Annotated in this window: 25 protein-coding genes; all 25 read left to right on the top strand. The window is 65.8% G+C overall.

Translation table 11 applies throughout. The features are described 5' to 3' along the window. Nucleotides 1–89 precede the first annotated feature (89 nt). The gene (gene tuf / locus ACZ6AA_RS01295; protein ID WP_030359024.1) at nucleotides 90–1283 is read left to right on the top strand and encodes an elongation factor Tu; all 1194 of its coding nucleotides are present in this window, start codon (nucleotides 90–92) and stop codon (nucleotides 1281–1283) included. A gap of 512 nt (nucleotides 1284–1795) precedes the next feature. Then, nucleotides 1796–2104, top strand: coding sequence for a 30S ribosomal protein S10 (rpsJ, locus tag ACZ6AA_RS01300; protein ID WP_003948644.1), 309 nt, complete (start codon nucleotides 1796–1798; stop codon nucleotides 2102–2104). A 14-nt stretch (nucleotides 2105–2118) separates the two neighbouring features. Then, nucleotides 2119–2763: a 50S ribosomal protein L3 gene (gene rplC, locus ACZ6AA_RS01305; protein ID WP_030359023.1), complete on the top strand. Its 645-nt coding sequence runs from the start codon at nucleotides 2119–2121 to the stop codon at nucleotides 2761–2763. A 7-nt stretch (nucleotides 2764–2770) separates the two neighbouring features. Beyond that, entirely contained in the window at nucleotides 2771–3427 is a 657-nt protein-coding gene (rplD, locus tag ACZ6AA_RS01310; protein WP_030359022.1) for a 50S ribosomal protein L4, read from the top strand. Then, entirely contained in the window at nucleotides 3427–3843 is a 417-nt protein-coding gene (gene rplW / locus ACZ6AA_RS01315; protein WP_468450707.1) for a 50S ribosomal protein L23, read from the top strand. The genes rplD and rplW overlap by 1 nt, the downstream gene beginning before the upstream one ends. 39 nt (nucleotides 3844–3882) lie before the next feature. Continuing rightward, nucleotides 3883–4719, top strand: coding sequence for a 50S ribosomal protein L2 (gene rplB / locus ACZ6AA_RS01320; protein WP_016645178.1), 837 nt, complete (start codon nucleotides 3883–3885; stop codon nucleotides 4717–4719). 12 nt (nucleotides 4720–4731) lie between these two features. Further along, entirely contained in the window at nucleotides 4732–5013 is a 282-nt protein-coding gene (gene rpsS, locus ACZ6AA_RS01325; RefSeq protein ID WP_003992359.1) for a 30S ribosomal protein S19, read from the top strand. A 41-nt stretch (nucleotides 5014–5054) separates the two neighbouring features. Next, on the top strand, nucleotides 5055–5402 hold the full coding sequence (rplV, locus tag ACZ6AA_RS01330; RefSeq protein ID WP_004571827.1) for a 50S ribosomal protein L22: 348 nt from the start codon (nucleotides 5055–5057) through the stop codon (nucleotides 5400–5402). Beyond that, nucleotides 5402–6241, top strand: a complete 840-nt coding sequence (gene rpsC, locus ACZ6AA_RS01335) for a 30S ribosomal protein S3 (protein WP_087885483.1) — start codon at nucleotides 5402–5404, stop codon at nucleotides 6239–6241. Before rplV ends, rpsC begins: the two co-directional genes overlap by 1 nt. A 5-nt stretch (nucleotides 6242–6246) precedes the next feature. Continuing rightward, nucleotides 6247–6666 (top strand): 50S ribosomal protein L16, encoded by a 420-nt coding sequence (rplP, locus tag ACZ6AA_RS01340; protein ID WP_005313579.1) that lies wholly within the window; start codon nucleotides 6247–6249, stop codon nucleotides 6664–6666. Then, nucleotides 6666–6890 (top strand): 50S ribosomal protein L29, encoded by a 225-nt coding sequence (gene rpmC, locus ACZ6AA_RS01345; protein ID WP_010036720.1) that lies wholly within the window; start codon nucleotides 6666–6668, stop codon nucleotides 6888–6890. Before rplP ends, rpmC begins: the two co-directional genes overlap by 1 nt. Next, on the top strand, nucleotides 6890–7177 hold the full coding sequence (gene rpsQ, locus ACZ6AA_RS01350; protein WP_030039759.1) for a 30S ribosomal protein S17: 288 nt from the start codon (nucleotides 6890–6892) through the stop codon (nucleotides 7175–7177). Before rpmC ends, rpsQ begins: the two co-directional genes overlap by 1 nt. 137 nt (nucleotides 7178–7314) lie before the next feature. Next, nucleotides 7315–7683 (top strand): 50S ribosomal protein L14, encoded by a 369-nt coding sequence (rplN, locus tag ACZ6AA_RS01355; RefSeq protein ID WP_003974257.1) that lies wholly within the window; start codon nucleotides 7315–7317, stop codon nucleotides 7681–7683. 2 nt (nucleotides 7684–7685) lie between these two features. Continuing rightward, entirely contained in the window at nucleotides 7686–8009 is a 324-nt protein-coding gene (gene rplX, locus ACZ6AA_RS01360) for a 50S ribosomal protein L24 (protein WP_016645174.1), read from the top strand. Then, complete coding sequence (rplE, locus tag ACZ6AA_RS01365) at nucleotides 8009–8566, top strand: 50S ribosomal protein L5 (protein ID WP_030567269.1); 558 nt, start codon at nucleotides 8009–8011, stop codon at nucleotides 8564–8566. The genes rplX and rplE overlap by 1 nt, the downstream gene beginning before the upstream one ends. 5 nt (nucleotides 8567–8571) lie before the next feature. Continuing rightward, nucleotides 8572–8757 (top strand): type Z 30S ribosomal protein S14, encoded by a 186-nt coding sequence (locus tag ACZ6AA_RS01370; protein WP_003956452.1) that lies wholly within the window; start codon nucleotides 8572–8574, stop codon nucleotides 8755–8757. 225 nt (nucleotides 8758–8982) lie between these two features. Next, entirely contained in the window at nucleotides 8983–9381 is a 399-nt protein-coding gene (rpsH, locus tag ACZ6AA_RS01375) for a 30S ribosomal protein S8 (protein WP_158989430.1), read from the top strand. A 24-nt stretch (nucleotides 9382–9405) separates the two neighbouring features. Continuing rightward, nucleotides 9406–9945, top strand: coding sequence for a 50S ribosomal protein L6 (gene rplF, locus ACZ6AA_RS01380; protein WP_030359016.1), 540 nt, complete (start codon nucleotides 9406–9408; stop codon nucleotides 9943–9945). A gap of 3 nt (nucleotides 9946–9948) precedes the next feature. Beyond that, complete coding sequence (gene rplR, locus ACZ6AA_RS01385; RefSeq protein ID WP_037664020.1) at nucleotides 9949–10332, top strand: 50S ribosomal protein L18; 384 nt, start codon at nucleotides 9949–9951, stop codon at nucleotides 10330–10332. 61 nt (nucleotides 10333–10393) lie between these two features. Continuing rightward, nucleotides 10394–10999 (top strand): 30S ribosomal protein S5, encoded by a 606-nt coding sequence (gene rpsE, locus ACZ6AA_RS01390; RefSeq protein WP_005313527.1) that lies wholly within the window; start codon nucleotides 10394–10396, stop codon nucleotides 10997–10999. A 2-nt stretch (nucleotides 11000–11001) separates the two neighbouring features. Then, nucleotides 11002–11184, top strand: a complete 183-nt coding sequence (gene rpmD, locus ACZ6AA_RS01395) for a 50S ribosomal protein L30 (protein WP_005481207.1) — start codon at nucleotides 11002–11004, stop codon at nucleotides 11182–11184. Nucleotides 11185–11186: 2 nt separating this feature from the next. After that, complete coding sequence (gene rplO / locus ACZ6AA_RS01400) at nucleotides 11187–11642, top strand: 50S ribosomal protein L15 (RefSeq protein WP_289946941.1); 456 nt, start codon at nucleotides 11187–11189, stop codon at nucleotides 11640–11642. A 252-nt stretch (nucleotides 11643–11894) separates the two neighbouring features. Then, nucleotides 11895–13208, top strand: a complete 1314-nt coding sequence (gene secY / locus ACZ6AA_RS01405) for a preprotein translocase subunit SecY (protein ID WP_190117626.1) — start codon at nucleotides 11895–11897, stop codon at nucleotides 13206–13208. Continuing rightward, a complete protein-coding gene (locus ACZ6AA_RS01410; RefSeq protein ID WP_468450713.1) occupies nucleotides 13208–13861 on the top strand; it encodes an adenylate kinase in 654 nt (217 codons plus the stop codon). The genes secY and ACZ6AA_RS01410 overlap by 1 nt, the downstream gene beginning before the upstream one ends. A 98-nt stretch (nucleotides 13862–13959) precedes the next feature. Next, a partial coding sequence (gene map, locus ACZ6AA_RS01415) for a type I methionyl aminopeptidase (RefSeq protein WP_468480381.1) occupies nucleotides 13960–14703 on the top strand: 744 nt, incomplete at its 3' end.

Consider the following 14703-nt stretch of genomic DNA (forward strand, 5'->3'; position numbering starts at 1 on the left):
GAGGAATGCCCCGGGGCCCGGGCTTTCCAGCAAAGATCACCTGGCGCCGATGAAGCAAGGCGTACAGAACCACTCCACAGGAGGACCCAGTGGCGAAGGCGAAGTTCGAGCGGACTAAGCCGCACGTCAACATCGGCACCATCGGTCACATCGACCACGGTAAGACGACCCTCACGGCCGCCATTACCAAGGTGCTGCACGACGCGTACCCCGACCTGAACGAGGCCTCGGCCTTCGACCAGATCGACAAGGCTCCCGAGGAGCGCCAGCGCGGTATCACGATCTCGATCGCGCACGTCGAGTACCAGACCGAGGCGCGTCACTACGCTCACGTCGACTGCCCCGGTCACGCGGACTACATCAAGAACATGATCACGGGTGCGGCGCAGATGGACGGCGCCATCCTCGTGGTCGCCGCCACCGACGGCCCGATGCCGCAGACCAAGGAGCACGTGCTCCTGGCCCGCCAGGTCGGCGTTCCGTACATCGTCGTCGCCCTGAACAAGGCCGACATGGTGGACGACGAGGAGATCCTGGAGCTCGTCGAGCTCGAGGTCCGTGAGCTCCTCTCCGAGTACGAGTTCCCGGGCGACGACGTCCCGGTCGTCAAGGTCTCGGCGCTCAAGGCGCTCGAGGGCGACGCCGAGTGGGGCAAGTCCGTCCTCGACCTGATGAAGGCCGTCGACGAGTCCATCCCGCAGCCCGAGCGTGACGTCGACAAGCCGTTCCTGATGCCGATCGAGGACGTCTTCACGATCACCGGTCGTGGCACCGTCGTCACCGGTCGTATCGAGCGTGGTGTCCTCAAGGTCAACGAGACCGTCGACATCATCGGCATCAAGACCGAGAAGACCACCACCACGGTCACCGGCATCGAGATGTTCCGCAAGCTGCTCGACGAGGGCCAGGCCGGTGAGAACGTCGGTCTGCTCCTCCGTGGCATCAAGCGCGAGGACGTCGAGCGCGGCCAGGTCATCATCAAGCCGGGCTCGGTCACCCCGCACACCGAGTTCGAGGCGCAGGCGTACATCCTGTCGAAGGACGAGGGTGGCCGTCACACCCCGTTCTTCAACAACTACCGCCCGCAGTTCTACTTCCGTACGACGGACGTGACCGGCGTCGTGACCCTCCCCGAGGGCACCGAGATGGTCATGCCGGGTGACAACACCGAGATGAAGGTGGAGCTCATCCAGCCCGTCGCCATGGAGGAGGGCCTGAAGTTCGCCATCCGTGAGGGTGGCCGGACCGTCGGCGCCGGCCAGGTCACCAAGATCACCAAGTAAGTACTCCTTGCTTGTTGGTCGGGGAGACCCGGCTGCTCTGAACTGAGCGCAGCAAGAGGCCCCGCTCGCCATTACGGCGGGTGGGGCCTCTTGTCGTGTCCGGGGGAGTCCGGGGCGGGCGCGCCGCTTGACAAGCGGCCCGATTGGCCTTCGTCGTCCCACGTATGGCACACTGTTCAGGTTGCTCGGTTGAGTGCCGATGCTGTGCGCCTCCCGCCGGGAGGACTGGAAGCGAGTCCCACGGTACTCGTCGCCATATCTGTCGTAAGGCAGCACTGTGGCGGACGTACGGGAATCTTCCGGGAAGTGCAGTGAGGTGGCTCGACCAGGCGCCCGGTGGGTTTCTTCCCCCGGACCCGCGGTCATCAGGGCCGCAGCCCCTAGCAGGGAAATCCTTCGGGAGATCTGTGTGAGCGGGACTGCGACACGCCCGACCGCGTGGGTCGGATGGAAGTAGAAAACAGGGCCTTCCGGGGGCCAGAGCGTTCGAGACAAAGGACTACTAAGTAGCCATGGCGGGACAGAAGATCCGCATCCGGCTCAAGGCCTACGACCACGAGGTCATCGACTCTTCGGCGAAGAAGATCGTCGAGACGGTGACGCGCACTGGTGCGTCGGTCGCGGGCCCGGTGCCGCTGCCCACTGAGAAGAACGTGTACTGCGTCATCAAGTCGCCGCACAAGTACAAGGACTCGCGCGAGCACTTCGAGATGCGCACGCACAAGCGCCTGATCGACATCCTCGACCCGACGCCCAAGACCGTTGACTCGCTGATGCGCCTGGACCTTCCGGCCGGCGTCGACATCGAGATCAAGCTCTGAAGGGCGCTGGAGAGATGACCAAGCAGATCAAGGGCATCCTGGGCGAGAAGCTCGGCATGACCCAGGTCTGGGACGAGAACAACCGTGTCGTCCCGGTGACCGTGGTCAAGGCCGGGCCCTGCGTCGTTACCCAGGTCCGTACGAATGACTCCGACGGCTACGAGTCGGTCCAGATCGCCTTCGGCGAGATCGACCCGCGCAAGGTGAACAAGCCCCTCAAGGGCCACTTCGCCAAGGCCGACGTGACCCCCCGTCGCCACCTCGTCGAGATCCGTACCGCTGACGCCAGCGAGTACACCCTCGGCCAGGAGCTGACCGCTGAGACCTTCGAGTCCGGCGTCAAGGTCGACGTGACCGGCAAGAGCAAGGGCAAGGGCTTCGCCGGTGTCATGAAGCGCCACAACTTCGGTGGCCTCGGCTCCAGCCACGGCACCCAGCGCAAGCACCGCTCGCCCGGTTCCATCGGTGGCTGCGCCACCCCGGGCCGTGTGTTCAAGGGCCTCCGCATGGCGGGCCGCATGGGCAACGAGCGGGTCACCACCCAGAACCTGACCGTTCACGCCGTTGACGCGGAGAAGGGCCTGCTCCTCATCAAGGGAGCGGTTCCCGGTCCGAACGGCGGCCTCGTCCTGGTCCGTACCGCGGCCAAGGGGGCTTGAGGAACCGATGAGCACCATTGACATCCTTTCGCCGGCAGGCGACAAGGCCGGGACCGTCGAGCTCCCCGCGGAGATCTTCGACGTCGAGAAGGTCAGCATCCCGCTGATCCACCAGGTCGTTGTCGCCCAGCTGGCCGCTGCCCGTCAGGGCACGCACAAGACCAAGACCCGTGGCGAAGTCCGCGGTGGTGGCAAGAAGCCGTACCGCCAGAAGGGCACCGGCCGCGCCCGTCAGGGCTCGACCCGCGCCCCGCAGTTCGCCGGCGGTGGCGTCGTCCACGGCCCCGTGCCGCGTGACTACTCGCAGCGGACCCCGAAGAAGATGAAGGCCGCGGCCCTGCGCCACGCCCTCACCGACCGGGCCCGCAACGCTCGCATCCACGTCGTCTCCGGCGTGATCGAGGGCGAGACGCCTTCCACCAAGGCCGCGAAGAGCCTGCTCGGCAAGATCAGTGAGCGCAAGAACGTGCTCCTGGTCATCGAGCGCTCGGACGAGGCAGCGCTGCTGTCCGCCCGCAACCTGCCCCAGGTCCACATCCTGGAGCCGGGCCAGCTCAACACGTACGACGTTCTCGTCTCGGACGACGTGGTCTTCACCCAGGCCGCGCTGGAGTCCTTCGTGTCTGGCCCCAAGGCCGCTGACACCGAAGGGAGCGAGGCCTGATGGCTATCCGTCACCCCGCTATCGCCTCGAAGGCGGCCAAGGCCGCCAAGGCCGCGCGCGTCGCCAAGGCGCGTCGCCACGCCGCCGAGGGCAAGAACACCGTTGAGACGCCGCTGAGCAAGAGCTTCACGGACCCCCGTGACGTCCTCGTCAAGCCGGTCGTCTCGGAGAAGAGCTACGCGCTGCTCGACGAGGGCAAGTACACCTTCGTCGTCGCGCCGGGCGCCAACAAGACCCAGATCAAGCAGGCCGTCGAGGCGGTCTTCTCGGTCAAGGTCACCGGCGTCAACACGCTCAACCGCCAGGGCAAGCGCAAGCGCACCCGCACCGGTTTCGGCAAGCGTGCCGACTCCAAGCGCGCGATCGTGACCCTCGCTGAGGGCGACCGTATCGACATCTTCGGCCAGGCCTCCTAACGGAGCGCCCTGGTCCGAATATCGGACGAGGACTGAGAAATGGGAATCCGCAAGTACAAGCCGACGACGCCGGGCCGCCGTGGCTCCTCCGTCGCCGACTTCGTCGAGGTCACGCGGTCCACGCCGGAGAAGTCGCTGGTCCGCCCGCTGCACAGCAAGGGCGGCCGTAACAACGCCGGTCGTGTGACCGTTCGCCACCAGGGTGGCGGACACAAGCGCGCCTACCGCGTGATCGACTTCCGTCGTCACGACAAGGACGGCGTGCCGGCGAAGGTCGCGCACATCGAGTACGACCCGAACCGCACCGCGCGCATCGCGCTGCTGCACTACGCAGACGGCGAGAAGCGCTACATCATCGCTCCGCGCGGCCTGTCGCAGGGTGACCGGATTGAGAACGGCCCTGGCGCCGACATCAAGCCCGGCAACAACCTCGCGCTCCGCAACATCCCGGTCGGTACCACGATCCACGCGATCGAGCTCCGTCCGGGCGGCGGCGCCAAGTTCGCCCGCTCCGCGGGTGCCTCCGTGCAGCTGCTGGCGAAGGAGGGCTCGATGGCCCACCTTCGTATGCCGTCCGGTGAGATCCGCCTGGTCGACGTGCGCTGCCGCGCCACGGTCGGCGAGGTCGGCAACGCCGAGCAGTCGAACATCAACTGGGGCAAGGCCGGCCGCATGCGCTGGAAGGGCGTCCGCCCGACCGTGCGTGGTGTCGTCATGAACCCGGTTGACCACCCCCACGGTGGTGGCGAGGGCAAGACCTCGGGTGGTCGTCACCCGGTGTCGCCCTGGGGCAAGAAGGAAATGCGTACTCGTGATCGCAACAAGGCGAGCAACAAGTACATCGTCCGCCGCCGCAAGACGAACAAGAAGCGCTAAGGACGGGTTGAGATGCCTCGTAGTCTGAAGAAGGGGCCCTTCGTCGACGACCACCTGATCAAGAAGGTGGACGCCCAGAACGAAGCCGGCACCAAAAACGTCATCAAGACCTGGTCCCGACGCTCGATGATCGTGCCGGCCATGCTTGGCCACACGCTCGCGGTGCACAACGGCAAGACCCACATCCCGGTGTTCGTCACCGAGTCGATGGTCGGCCACAAGCTCGGCGAGTTCTCGCCGACCCGCACCTTCCGCGGCCACGTCAAGGACGACCGCAAGTCGAAGCGCCGCTAAGCGGGGTGTGAACGACTGTGACTAACACCGAAGGGACAACCATGGAAGCCAGGGCCCAGGCGCGGTACATCCGCGTCACGCCCATGAAGGCCCGCCGCGTGGTGGACCTCATCCGTGGCATGGATGCCACGGAGGCTCAGGCGGTCCTGCGTTTCGCCCCGCAGGCCGCGAGCGTGCCGGTTGGCAAGGTGCTGGACAGCGCCATCGCCAACGCTGCACACAACTACGACCACACCGACGCCTCTTCGCTGGTCATCAGCGAGGCGTACGTGGATGAGGGCCCGACCCTGAAGCGGTTCCGTCCGCGTGCCCAGGGCCGTGCCTACCGGATCCGTAAGCGGACCAGCCACATCACCGTGGTCGTCAGCAGCAAGGAAGGAACCCGGTAATGGGCCAGAAGGTAAACCCGCACGGGTTCCGGCTCGGTGTCACGACGGACTTCAAGTCCCGTTGGTACGCCGACAAGCTGTACAAGGACTACGTCAAGGAAGACGTCGCCATCCGTCGGATGATGACGTCCGGCATGGAGCGCGCCGGCATCTCGAAGGTTGAGATCGAGCGCACCCGTGACCGCGTGCGGGTGGACATCCACACCGCTCGTCCCGGCATCGTGATCGGCCGCCGTGGCGCCGAGGCCGACCGCATCCGCGGTGACCTCGAGAAGCTCACGGGCAAGCAGGTCCAGCTGAACATCCTCGAGGTCAAGAACCCCGAGACGGACGCTCAGCTCGTGGCCCAGGCCGTCGCGGAGCAGCTGTCCTCCCGCGTCTCCTTCCGTCGCGCCATGCGTAAGAGCATGCAGTCGGCGATGAAGGCGGGCGCCAAGGGCATCAAGATCCAGTGCGGTGGCCGTCTCGGCGGCGCCGAGATGTCCCGCTCGGAGTTCTACCGCGAGGGCCGTGTGCCCCTGCACACGCTCCGCGCGAACGTGGACTACGGCTTCTTCGAGGCCAAGACGACCTTCGGCCGCATCGGCGTGAAGGTCTGGATCTACAAGGGCGACGTCAAGAACATCGCCGAGGTCCGCGCCGAGAACGCCGCTGCCCGCGCCGGCAACCGCCCGGCCCGTGGTGGCAACGACCGCCCGGCCCGTGGTGGCCGCGGTGGCGAGCGTGGCGGTCGCGGTCGCAAGCCGCAGCAGCAGTCCGCGCCGGCTGCCGAGGCCCCCAAGGCCGAGGCTCCCGCCGCCGCTGCCGCTCCGGCTGAGAGCACCGGAACGGAGGCCTGACCGACATGCTGATCCCCCGTAGGGTCAAGCACCGCAAGCAGCACCACCCCAAGCGCCGCGGCATGGCCAAGGGTGGTACGACGGTTGCGTTCGGCGAGTACGGCATCCAGGCCATGACTCCGGCGTACGTGACCAACCGCCAGATCGAGGCGGCTCGTATCGCGATGACCCGCCACATCAAGCGTGGCGGCAAGGTCTGGATCAACATCTACCCGGACCGTCCGCTGACGAAGAAGCCCGCCGAGACCCGCATGGGTTCCGGTAAGGGTTCGCCCGAGTGGTGGGTCGCCAACGTGCACCCGGGCCGGGTCATGTTCGAGCTGTCCTACCCGAACGAGAAGATTGCGCGTGAGGCTCTGACTCGTGCGGCTCACAAGCTGCCGATGAAGTGCCGGATCGTCAAGCGCGAGGCAGGTGAAGCGTGATGTCGGCCGGTACCAAGGCGTCCGAGCTCCGCGAGCTGGGCAACGAGGAGCTCCTCAACAAGCTCCGCGAGGCCAAGGAAGAGCTGTTCAACCTCCGCTTCCAGGCGGCGACGGGTCAGCTCGAGAACCACGGTCGGCTCAAGGCCGTCCGCAAGGACATCGCGCGGATCTACACCCTGATGCGTGAGCGCGAGCTGGGCATCGAGACGGTGGAGAGCGCCTGATGAGCGAGAGCAACGTGACTGAAGAGACCAAGGCCGCGCGCGGCTTCCGCAAGACCCGTGAGGGTCTGGTCGTCAGCGACAAGATGGACAAGACCGTCGTCGTCGCCGTCGAGGACCGCGTCAAGCACGCGCTGTACGGCAAGGTCATCCGCCGTACGAACAAGCTCAAGGCGCACGACGAGCAGAACGCTGCCGGCGTCGGCGACCGCGTCCTCCTGATGGAGACGCGTCCGCTGTCGGCGACCAAGCGCTGGCGCGTCGTCGAGATCCTCGAGAAGGCCAAGTAGGTAATTCCCGCAAGGGAGTTCCCAATAGTTCCGTCCGAGGGGGTTTCCCCTCGGATCAGTTCCGCCAGGCTCGGCAGGGGCCGACCTCGTAAGAGCCAAGCCCCTGCCGGGAACCGGCAGACAAACAGGAGATAGACGTGATCCAGCAGGAGTCGCGACTTCGCGTCGCCGACAACACGGGTGCGAAGGAAATCCTCACCATCCGTGTTCTCGGTGGCTCGGGTCGCCGCTACGCGGGCATCGGTGACGTCATCGTCGCCACCGTCAAGGACGCGATCCCCGGTGGCAACGTGAAGAAGGGTGACGTCGTCAAGGCGGTCATCGTTCGCACCGTCAAGGAGCGCCGCCGTCCGGACGGCTCGTACATCCGCTTCGACGAGAACGCCGCCGTCATTCTGAAGAACGACGGCGACCCTCGCGGCACCCGCATCTTCGGCCCGGTCGGCCGTGAGCTGCGCGAGAAGAAGTTCATGAAGATCATCTCGCTCGCGCCGGAGGTGCTGTAAGCATGAAGATCAAGAAGGGCGACCTGGTCCAGGTCATCACCGGTAAGGACAAGGGCAAGCAGGGCAAGGTCATTGCCGCTTACCCGCGCGACGAGCGCGTCCTGGTCGAGGGTGTCAACCGGGTCAAGAAGCACACGAAGGCCGGCCCGACCGCCAGCGGCTCGCAGGCCGGCGGCATCGTGACCACCGAGGCCCCCGTCCACGTCTCCAACGTCCAGCTGGTCGTGGAGAAGGACGGCAACAAGGTCGTCACGCGTGTCGGTTACCGCTTCGACGACGAGGGCAACAAGATCCGCGTTGCCAAGCGGACGGGTGAGGACATCTGATGACGACCACCACCACTCCGCGTCTCAAGACGAAGTACCGCGACGAGATCAAGTCGAAGCTGCAGGAAGAGTTCTCCTACGAGAACGTCATGCAGATCCCCGGCCTCGTCAAGATCGTGGTGAACATGGGTGTCGGCGACGCCGCCCGTGACTCCAAGCTCATGGACGGTGCCGTCCGTGACCTGACCACGATCACCGGTCAGAAGCCGGCCATCACCAAGGCCCGCAAGTCCATCGCGCAGTTCAAGCTGCGTGAGGGCCAGCCGATCGGTGCCCACGTCACGCTCCGTGGCGACCGCATGTGGGAGTTCCTGGACCGCACCCTGTCGCTCGCGCTGCCGCGCATCCGCGACTTCCGCGGTCTGTCCCCCAAGCAGTTCGACGGCCGTGGCAACTACACCTTCGGTCTCACGGAGCAGGTCATGTTCCACGAGATCGACCAGGACAAGATCGACCGTGTCCGGGGTATGGACATCACCGTGGTCACCACGGCGACCAACGACGCTGAGGGCCGGGCGCTCCTTCGTCACCTCGGCTTCCCGTTCAAGGAGGCGTAAGCGAGATGGCGAAGAAGGCTCTGATTGCCAAGGCTGCTCGTAAGCCCAAGTTCGGTGTGCGTGCGTACACCCGCTGCCAGCGCTGCGGCCGTCCGCACTCCGTGTACCGCAAGTTCGGCCTGTGCCGCGTGTGCCTTCGTGAGATGGCTCACCGTGGCGAGCTGCCGGGCGTGACCAAGAGCTCCTGGTAACTCCCCTCTGTCCTTGGGACATTAGGGATTACCGGACGCTCTCGGTAAGCAATGAGGTTGGTGGGTGGCCCACCACACATGCCTTAGGCTTGTGTGGTTGGGCGCCTGCCGCCCTCGTACGACTTACTACGCCGTAGGTCCCCGTGCCGCACCCGTCCCGCCACTGAGTGGGGAGAGGGATGGCGCATACAGGAAACCCCGGCGAGAGAGGCCGAAGGCCAATTCATGACCATGACTGATCCGATCGCAGACATGCTTACGCGTCTGCGGAACGCGAACTCGGCATACCACGACTCCGTGTCGATGCCGCACAGCAAGATCAAGTCGCACATCGCGGAGATCCTCCAGCAGGAGGGCTTCATCACGGGCTGGAAGGTCGAGGACGCCGAGGTCGGCAAGAACCTCGTTCTCGAGCTCAAGTTCGGTCCGAACCGTGAGCGCTCCATCGCGGGCATCAAGCGGATCTCGAAGCCGGGTCTGCGCGTGTACGCGAAGTCCACCAACCTGCCGAAGGTGCTCGGCGGCCTGGGCGTGGCGATCATCTCCACGTCGCACGGTCTGCTCACCGGCCAGCAGGCGGGCAAGAAGGGCGTGGGTGGGGAAGTCCTCGCCTACGTCTGGTAGCGGAAGGGAACGGAGGAAACAGCTATGTCGCGTATTGGCAAGCTCCCCATCACGGTTCCCGCCGGCGTGGACGTCACCATCGACGGGCAGACGGTCTCGGTGAAGGGCCCCAAGGGCACCCTGAACCACACCGTTGTCGCGCCGATCGAGATCGCTAAGGGCGAGGACGGCGTTCTGAACGTCACCCGTCCCAACGACGAGCGTCAGAACAAGGCCCTGCACGGCCTGTCCCGCACGCTGGTGGCGAACATGATCACCGGTGTGACCCAGGGTTACGTGAAGAAGCTCGAGATCAGCGGTGTCGGTTACCGCGTCCTGGCGAAGGGCTCCAACCTGGAGTTCTCGCTCGGCTACAGCCACCCGATCCTGATCGAGGCGCCCGAGGGCATCTCGTTCAAGGTCGAGTCGCCGACCAAGTTCTCGGTCGAGGGCATCGACAAGCAGAAGGTCGGCGAGGTTGCGGCCAACATCCGCAAGCTGCGCAAGCCTGACCCGTACAAGGCCAAGGGCGTCAAGTACGAGGGCGAAGTCATCCGCCGCAAGGTCGGAAAGGCGGGTAAGTAAGCCATGGCATACGGTGTCAAGATTGCTAAGGGCGACGCTTACAAGCGTGCTGCCATCAAGCGCCGTCACATTCGTATCCGGAAGCACATCTCCGGTACGGCCGAGCGTCCGCGCCTGGTCGTGACGCGCTCCAACCGCAACATCGTCGCCCAGGTGATCGACGACGTGAAGGGTCACACCCTCGCGTCGGCGTCCACCCTGGACGCTTCGATCCGCGGTGGCGAGGGCGACAAGTCCGCGCAGGCCAAGCAGGTCGGCGCCCTGGTCGCCGAGCGCGCCAAGGCCGCCGGTGTCGAGGCTGTCGTTTTCGACCGTGGTGGTAACCAGTACGCCGGGCGCATCGCCGCCCTGGCGGACGCCGCCCGCGAAGCCGGGCTCAAGTTCTGAGGCCCCGTCGCGCAGCGACTGATGTCACTGCGTAGCTAGCGGAAAAGAGAGAGGTAATCCAATGGCTGGACCCCAGCGCCGTGGAAGCGGTGCCGGTGGCGGCGAGCGGCGGGACCGGAAGGGCCGTGACGGTGGCGCTGCCGCCGCCGAGAAGACCGCATACGTTGAGCGCGTTGTCGCGATCAACCGCGTCGCCAAGGTTGTGAAGGGTGGTCGTCGCTTCAGCTTCACCGCGCTCGTCGTGGTGGGTGACGGTGACGGCACCGTGGGTGTCGGTTACGGCAAGGCCAAGGAGGTGCCGGCCGCCATCGCCAAGGGTGTTGAGGAGGCCAAGAAGCACTTCTTCAAGGTCCCCCGTATCCAGGGCACCATCCCGCACCCCATCCAGGGTGAGAAGGCCGCGGGCGTCGTCCTGCTGAAGCCTGCTTCCCCCGGTACCGGTGTTATCGCCGGTGGCCCGGTGCGTGCCGTGCTCGAGTGCGCCGGCGTTCACGACATCCTGTCGAAGTCCCTGGGCTCCGACAACGCGATCAACATCGTGCACGCGACCGTGGCGGCCCTCAAGGGCCTGCAGCGTCCCGAGGAGATCGCGGCCCGCCGCGGTCTGCCCCTCGAGGACGTCGCCCCCGCGGCTCTCCTGCGTGCGCGTGCGGGAGCGGGTGCGTAATCATGGCTCAGCTCAAGATCACGCAGACGAAGTCGTACATCGGTAGCAAGCAGAACCACCGCGACACCCTGCGCTCCCTTGGTCTCAAGGGCATCAACACGCAGGTCGTCAAGGAGGATCGTCCCGAGTTCCGCGGCATGGTGCACACCGTCCGCCACCTCGTGACGGTCGAGGAGGTCGACTGATCATGGCGGAGAACAACCCGCTCAAGATCCACAACCTCCGTCCCGCCCCCGGCGCCAAGACCGCGAAGACCCGTGTCGGTCGTGGTGAGGCGTCGAAGGGTAAGACGGCCGGTCGTGGTACCAAGGGCACCAAGGCCCGTTACCAGGTTCCGGAGCGCTTCGAGGGCGGGCAGATGCCCCTCCACATGCGCCTCCCGAAGCTCAAGGGCTTCAAGAACCCGTTCAAGACCGAGTTCCAGGTCGTCAACCTGGACAAGCTCGCTTCCCTCTACCCCGAGGGTGGCGAGGTCACGGTGGCCGACCTGGTCGCCAAGGGCGCCGTTCGCAAGAACAGCCTTGTCAAGGTCCTCGGCCAGGGTGAGATCACCGTGGCGCTGCAGGTGACGGTTGACGCCGTCTCCGGCTCCGCCAAGGAGAAGATCACCGCCGCCGGCGGTACCGTCACCGAGCTCGTCTGAATTTCCCAGGCGTCTCGATGACTTGAGCGATCCCGACCGGGGATGCCCCACAAAAGGGGCATCCCCGGTTGGTCGTTCCAAGGGGGGCACGGTCGCCGGTAAGGTGGCGTGCACTGTTACTTTCCGCGCGGTCTGTCCTCGCGACAGGGCGTGCGGTTCTTGCCTGTTTTTCTCGCTGCAAGTTACGTACTTATCCGTCGGACTCACCACCGTCACCTCTGACGCAGTAGCGCGGGGGTCGCAGGAGGCACCGTGCTCACCGCGTTCGCCCGGGCGTTCAAGACGCCCGACCTGCGCAAGAAGCTGCTCTTTACGCTCGGCATCATCGTGATCTACCGGCTCGGTACGCACGTACCGATTCCGGGCATCGACTACAAGAACGTCCAGACCTGTATCGACGCGGCCAATGCCAACCAGGGCCTGTTCGGTCTGGTCAACATGTTCAGCGGTGGCGCGCTTCTTCAGATCACGATCTTCGCGCTCGGCATCATGCCGTACATCACGGCGAGCATCATTCTGCAGCTGTTGACCGTGGTGATCCCGCGTCTGGAAGCCCTCAAGAAGGAGGGCCAGGCGGGCACGGCCAAGATCACGCAGTACACGCGCTATCTGACCATCGCGCTCGCCATCCTGCAGGGCACCGGCCTCGTCGCCACCGCCCGCACCGGCACGCTGTTCAGCGGCTGCCCGGTCGCCAGCGAGATCGTCCCCGACCAGTCGATCTTCGTGACCATCACGATGGTGCTCACCATGACCGCGGGCACCGCGTGCGTGATGTGGCTCGGTGAGCTCATCACCGACCGCGGCATCGGCAACGGCATGTCGATCCTGATGTTCATCTCGATCGCCGCGACCTTCCCCGCCGCCCTCTGGGGCATCAAGAAGCAGGGCGACCTGGCCGGTGGCTGGATCGAGTTCGGCACCGTGATCCTGGTCGGTCTGTTCATGGTCGGCCTGGTCGTCTTCGTCGAGCAGGCGCAGCGCCGCATCCCGGTGCAGTACGCGAAGCGCATGATCGGCCGCCGGTCCTACGGCGGGACGTCGACGTACATCCCGCTGAAGGTCAACCAGGCGGGCATCATCCCTGTGATCTTCGCCTCGTCACTGCTCTACATCCCGGCTCTCGTCGCCCAGTTCGCGGGTGGCCAATCGAGCTGGAAGACGTGGATCGAGCAGAACCTGACCAAGGGTGACCACCCGATTTACATCGTCACCTACTTCGTCCTGATCGTGTTCTTCGCCTTCTTCTACGTGGCGATCTCCTTCAACCCGGAGGAAGTCGCGGACAACATGAAGAAGTATGGTGGCTTCATCCCGGGCATCCGGGCTGGCCGACCGACCGCTGAGTACCTGAGTTACGTACTCAACCGGATCACGTGGCCGGGCTCGCTGTATCTGGGTCTGATCGCTCTTGTGCCAACGATGGCGTTGGTGGGCTTCGGCGCGAACCAGAACTTCCCGTTCGGCGGGACGAGCATCCTCATCATCGTGGGTGTGGGTCTGGAGACCGTGAAGCAGATCGAGAGCCAGCTCCAGCAGCGCAACTACGAAGGGTTCCTCCGCTGATGCGTATCGTCCTAGTCGGGCCGCCCGGTGCCGGCAAGGGAACGCAGGCCGCGTTCCTTGCCAAGAACCTGTCGATCCCGCACATCTCCACGGGCGACCTCTTCAGGGCCAACATCAGCCAGCAGACCGAGCTCGGCAAGCTGGCCAAGTCCTACATGGACGCCGGAAACCTGGTCCCCGACGAGGTCACCATCGGGATGGCCAAGGACCGGATGGCGCAGCCCGACGCGGAGAACGGCTTCCTCCTCGACGGCTTCCCGCGGAACGTGTCGCAGGCCGAGGCGCTCGATGTGGCCCTCAAGGCCGACGACGTGAAGCTCGACGCCGTCCTGGACCTCGAGGTCCCCGAGGACGAGGTCGTCAAGCGGATCGCGGGCCGGCGCATCTGCCGCAAGGACTCCAGCCACGTCTTCCACGTGACGTACTCCCAGCCGAAGCAGGAAGGCGTCTGCGACGTCTGCGGCGGCGAGCTGTACCAGCGCGAGGACGACAGCGAGGACACCGTCCGCAAGCGCCTCGAGGTCTACCACACGCAGACCGAGCCGATCATCGACTACTACCGGACCCAGGGTCTGGTCGTCACAATCTCCGCGCTCGGCAAGGTGGACGAGGTCACGAAGCGCGCCATGGCCGCCCTCCAGGGCGACGCCTAGTCATCAGCACGTCGCTTCGGCCGCGGTGCCCGTCCCGGGCGCCGCGGCCGTAGTGTTGTGTACCCAACGGTTGTAGGAACACGGAGAGCGGAAGCCCGATGGTGCAGATCAAGACTCCCGAGCAGATCGCGAAGATGCGGGCGGCGGGGCTTGTCGTCGCCGCCATCCACCGGGCGACGCGTGCCGCCGCGGTCCCGGGTGCGACCACCAAGGACCTGGACGACGTGGCCCGCAAGGTCCTCGCCGAGCACGACGCCAAGTCGAACTTCCTCGGGTACGGCGGGTTTCCCGCGACCATCTGCACCTCCAAGAACGAGGTCGTCGTCCACGGCATCCCGAGTGAGGACGTGGTCCTCCAGGACGGCGACATCATCTCGATCGACGCGGGTGCGATCATCGACGGCTGGCACGGCGACGCGGCCTTCACCGCCTTCGTGGGCAGTGGGCACGCGCCGGAGCTGGTCGAGCTCTCCCGGGTGACCGAGGAGTCGATGTGGGCCGGGATCGCGGCCATGAAGCAGGGAAACCGGCTCGTCGACATCTCCCGCGCCATCGAGACCTACATCCGCCGCCAGCCCCGCCCGGCCCGCGGCAAGTACGGCATCGTCGAGGACTACGGCGGCCACGGCATCGGCACCGAGATGCACATGGACCCGCACCTCCTGAACTACGTGGAGCGCCGCCGCGGCCGCGGCCCCAAGCTGGTCCCCGGCCTCTGCCTGGCCATCGAGCCGATGGTGTCCCTCGGCACCGCCAAGACCGAGGTCCTCGAGGACGACTGGACCGTCATCACGACGGACGGCACCTGGTCCTCGCACTGGGAGCACTCGGTCGCGCTGACC

The organism is Streptomyces sp. NPDC040610, from assembly GCF_055594065.1.

Bases quoted from the DNA above. Each gene is read 5' to 3' on its own strand.
- rpsJ (WP_003948644.1), top strand. From the start codon at position 1,796: ATGGCGGGACAGAAGATCCGCATCCGGCTCAAGGCCTACGACCACGAG.
- rplC (WP_030359023.1), top strand. From the start codon at position 2,119: ATGACCAAGCAGATCAAGGGCATCCTGGGCGAGAAGCTCGGCATGACC.
- rplD (WP_030359022.1), top strand. From the start codon at position 2,771: ATGAGCACCATTGACATCCTTTCGCCGGCAGGCGACAAGGCCGGGACC.
- rplW (WP_468450707.1), top strand. From the start codon at position 3,427: ATGGCTATCCGTCACCCCGCTATCGCCTCGAAGGCGGCCAAGGCCGCC.
- rplB (WP_016645178.1), top strand. From the start codon at position 3,883: ATGGGAATCCGCAAGTACAAGCCGACGACGCCGGGCCGCCGTGGCTCC.
- rpsS (WP_003992359.1), top strand. From the start codon at position 4,732: ATGCCTCGTAGTCTGAAGAAGGGGCCCTTCGTCGACGACCACCTGATC.
- rplV (WP_004571827.1), top strand. From the start codon at position 5,055: ATGGAAGCCAGGGCCCAGGCGCGGTACATCCGCGTCACGCCCATGAAG.
- rpsC (WP_087885483.1), top strand. From the start codon at position 5,402: ATGGGCCAGAAGGTAAACCCGCACGGGTTCCGGCTCGGTGTCACGACG.
- rplP (WP_005313579.1), top strand. From the start codon at position 6,247: ATGCTGATCCCCCGTAGGGTCAAGCACCGCAAGCAGCACCACCCCAAG.
- rpmC (WP_010036720.1), top strand. From the start codon at position 6,666: ATGTCGGCCGGTACCAAGGCGTCCGAGCTCCGCGAGCTGGGCAACGAG.
- rpsQ (WP_030039759.1), top strand. From the start codon at position 6,890: ATGAGCGAGAGCAACGTGACTGAAGAGACCAAGGCCGCGCGCGGCTTC.
- rplX (WP_016645174.1), top strand. From the start codon at position 7,686: ATGAAGATCAAGAAGGGCGACCTGGTCCAGGTCATCACCGGTAAGGAC.
- rplE (WP_030567269.1), top strand. From the start codon at position 8,009: ATGACGACCACCACCACTCCGCGTCTCAAGACGAAGTACCGCGACGAG.
- ACZ6AA_RS01370 (WP_003956452.1), top strand. From the start codon at position 8,572: ATGGCGAAGAAGGCTCTGATTGCCAAGGCTGCTCGTAAGCCCAAGTTC.
- rpsH (WP_158989430.1), top strand. From the start codon at position 8,983: ATGACCATGACTGATCCGATCGCAGACATGCTTACGCGTCTGCGGAAC.
- rplF (WP_030359016.1), top strand. From the start codon at position 9,406: ATGTCGCGTATTGGCAAGCTCCCCATCACGGTTCCCGCCGGCGTGGAC.
- rplR (WP_037664020.1), top strand. From the start codon at position 9,949: ATGGCATACGGTGTCAAGATTGCTAAGGGCGACGCTTACAAGCGTGCT.
- rpsE (WP_005313527.1), top strand. From the start codon at position 10,394: ATGGCTGGACCCCAGCGCCGTGGAAGCGGTGCCGGTGGCGGCGAGCGG.
- rpmD (WP_005481207.1), top strand. From the start codon at position 11,002: ATGGCTCAGCTCAAGATCACGCAGACGAAGTCGTACATCGGTAGCAAG.
- rplO (WP_289946941.1), top strand. From the start codon at position 11,187: ATGGCGGAGAACAACCCGCTCAAGATCCACAACCTCCGTCCCGCCCCC.
- ACZ6AA_RS01410 (WP_468450713.1), top strand. From the start codon at position 13,208: ATGCGTATCGTCCTAGTCGGGCCGCCCGGTGCCGGCAAGGGAACGCAG.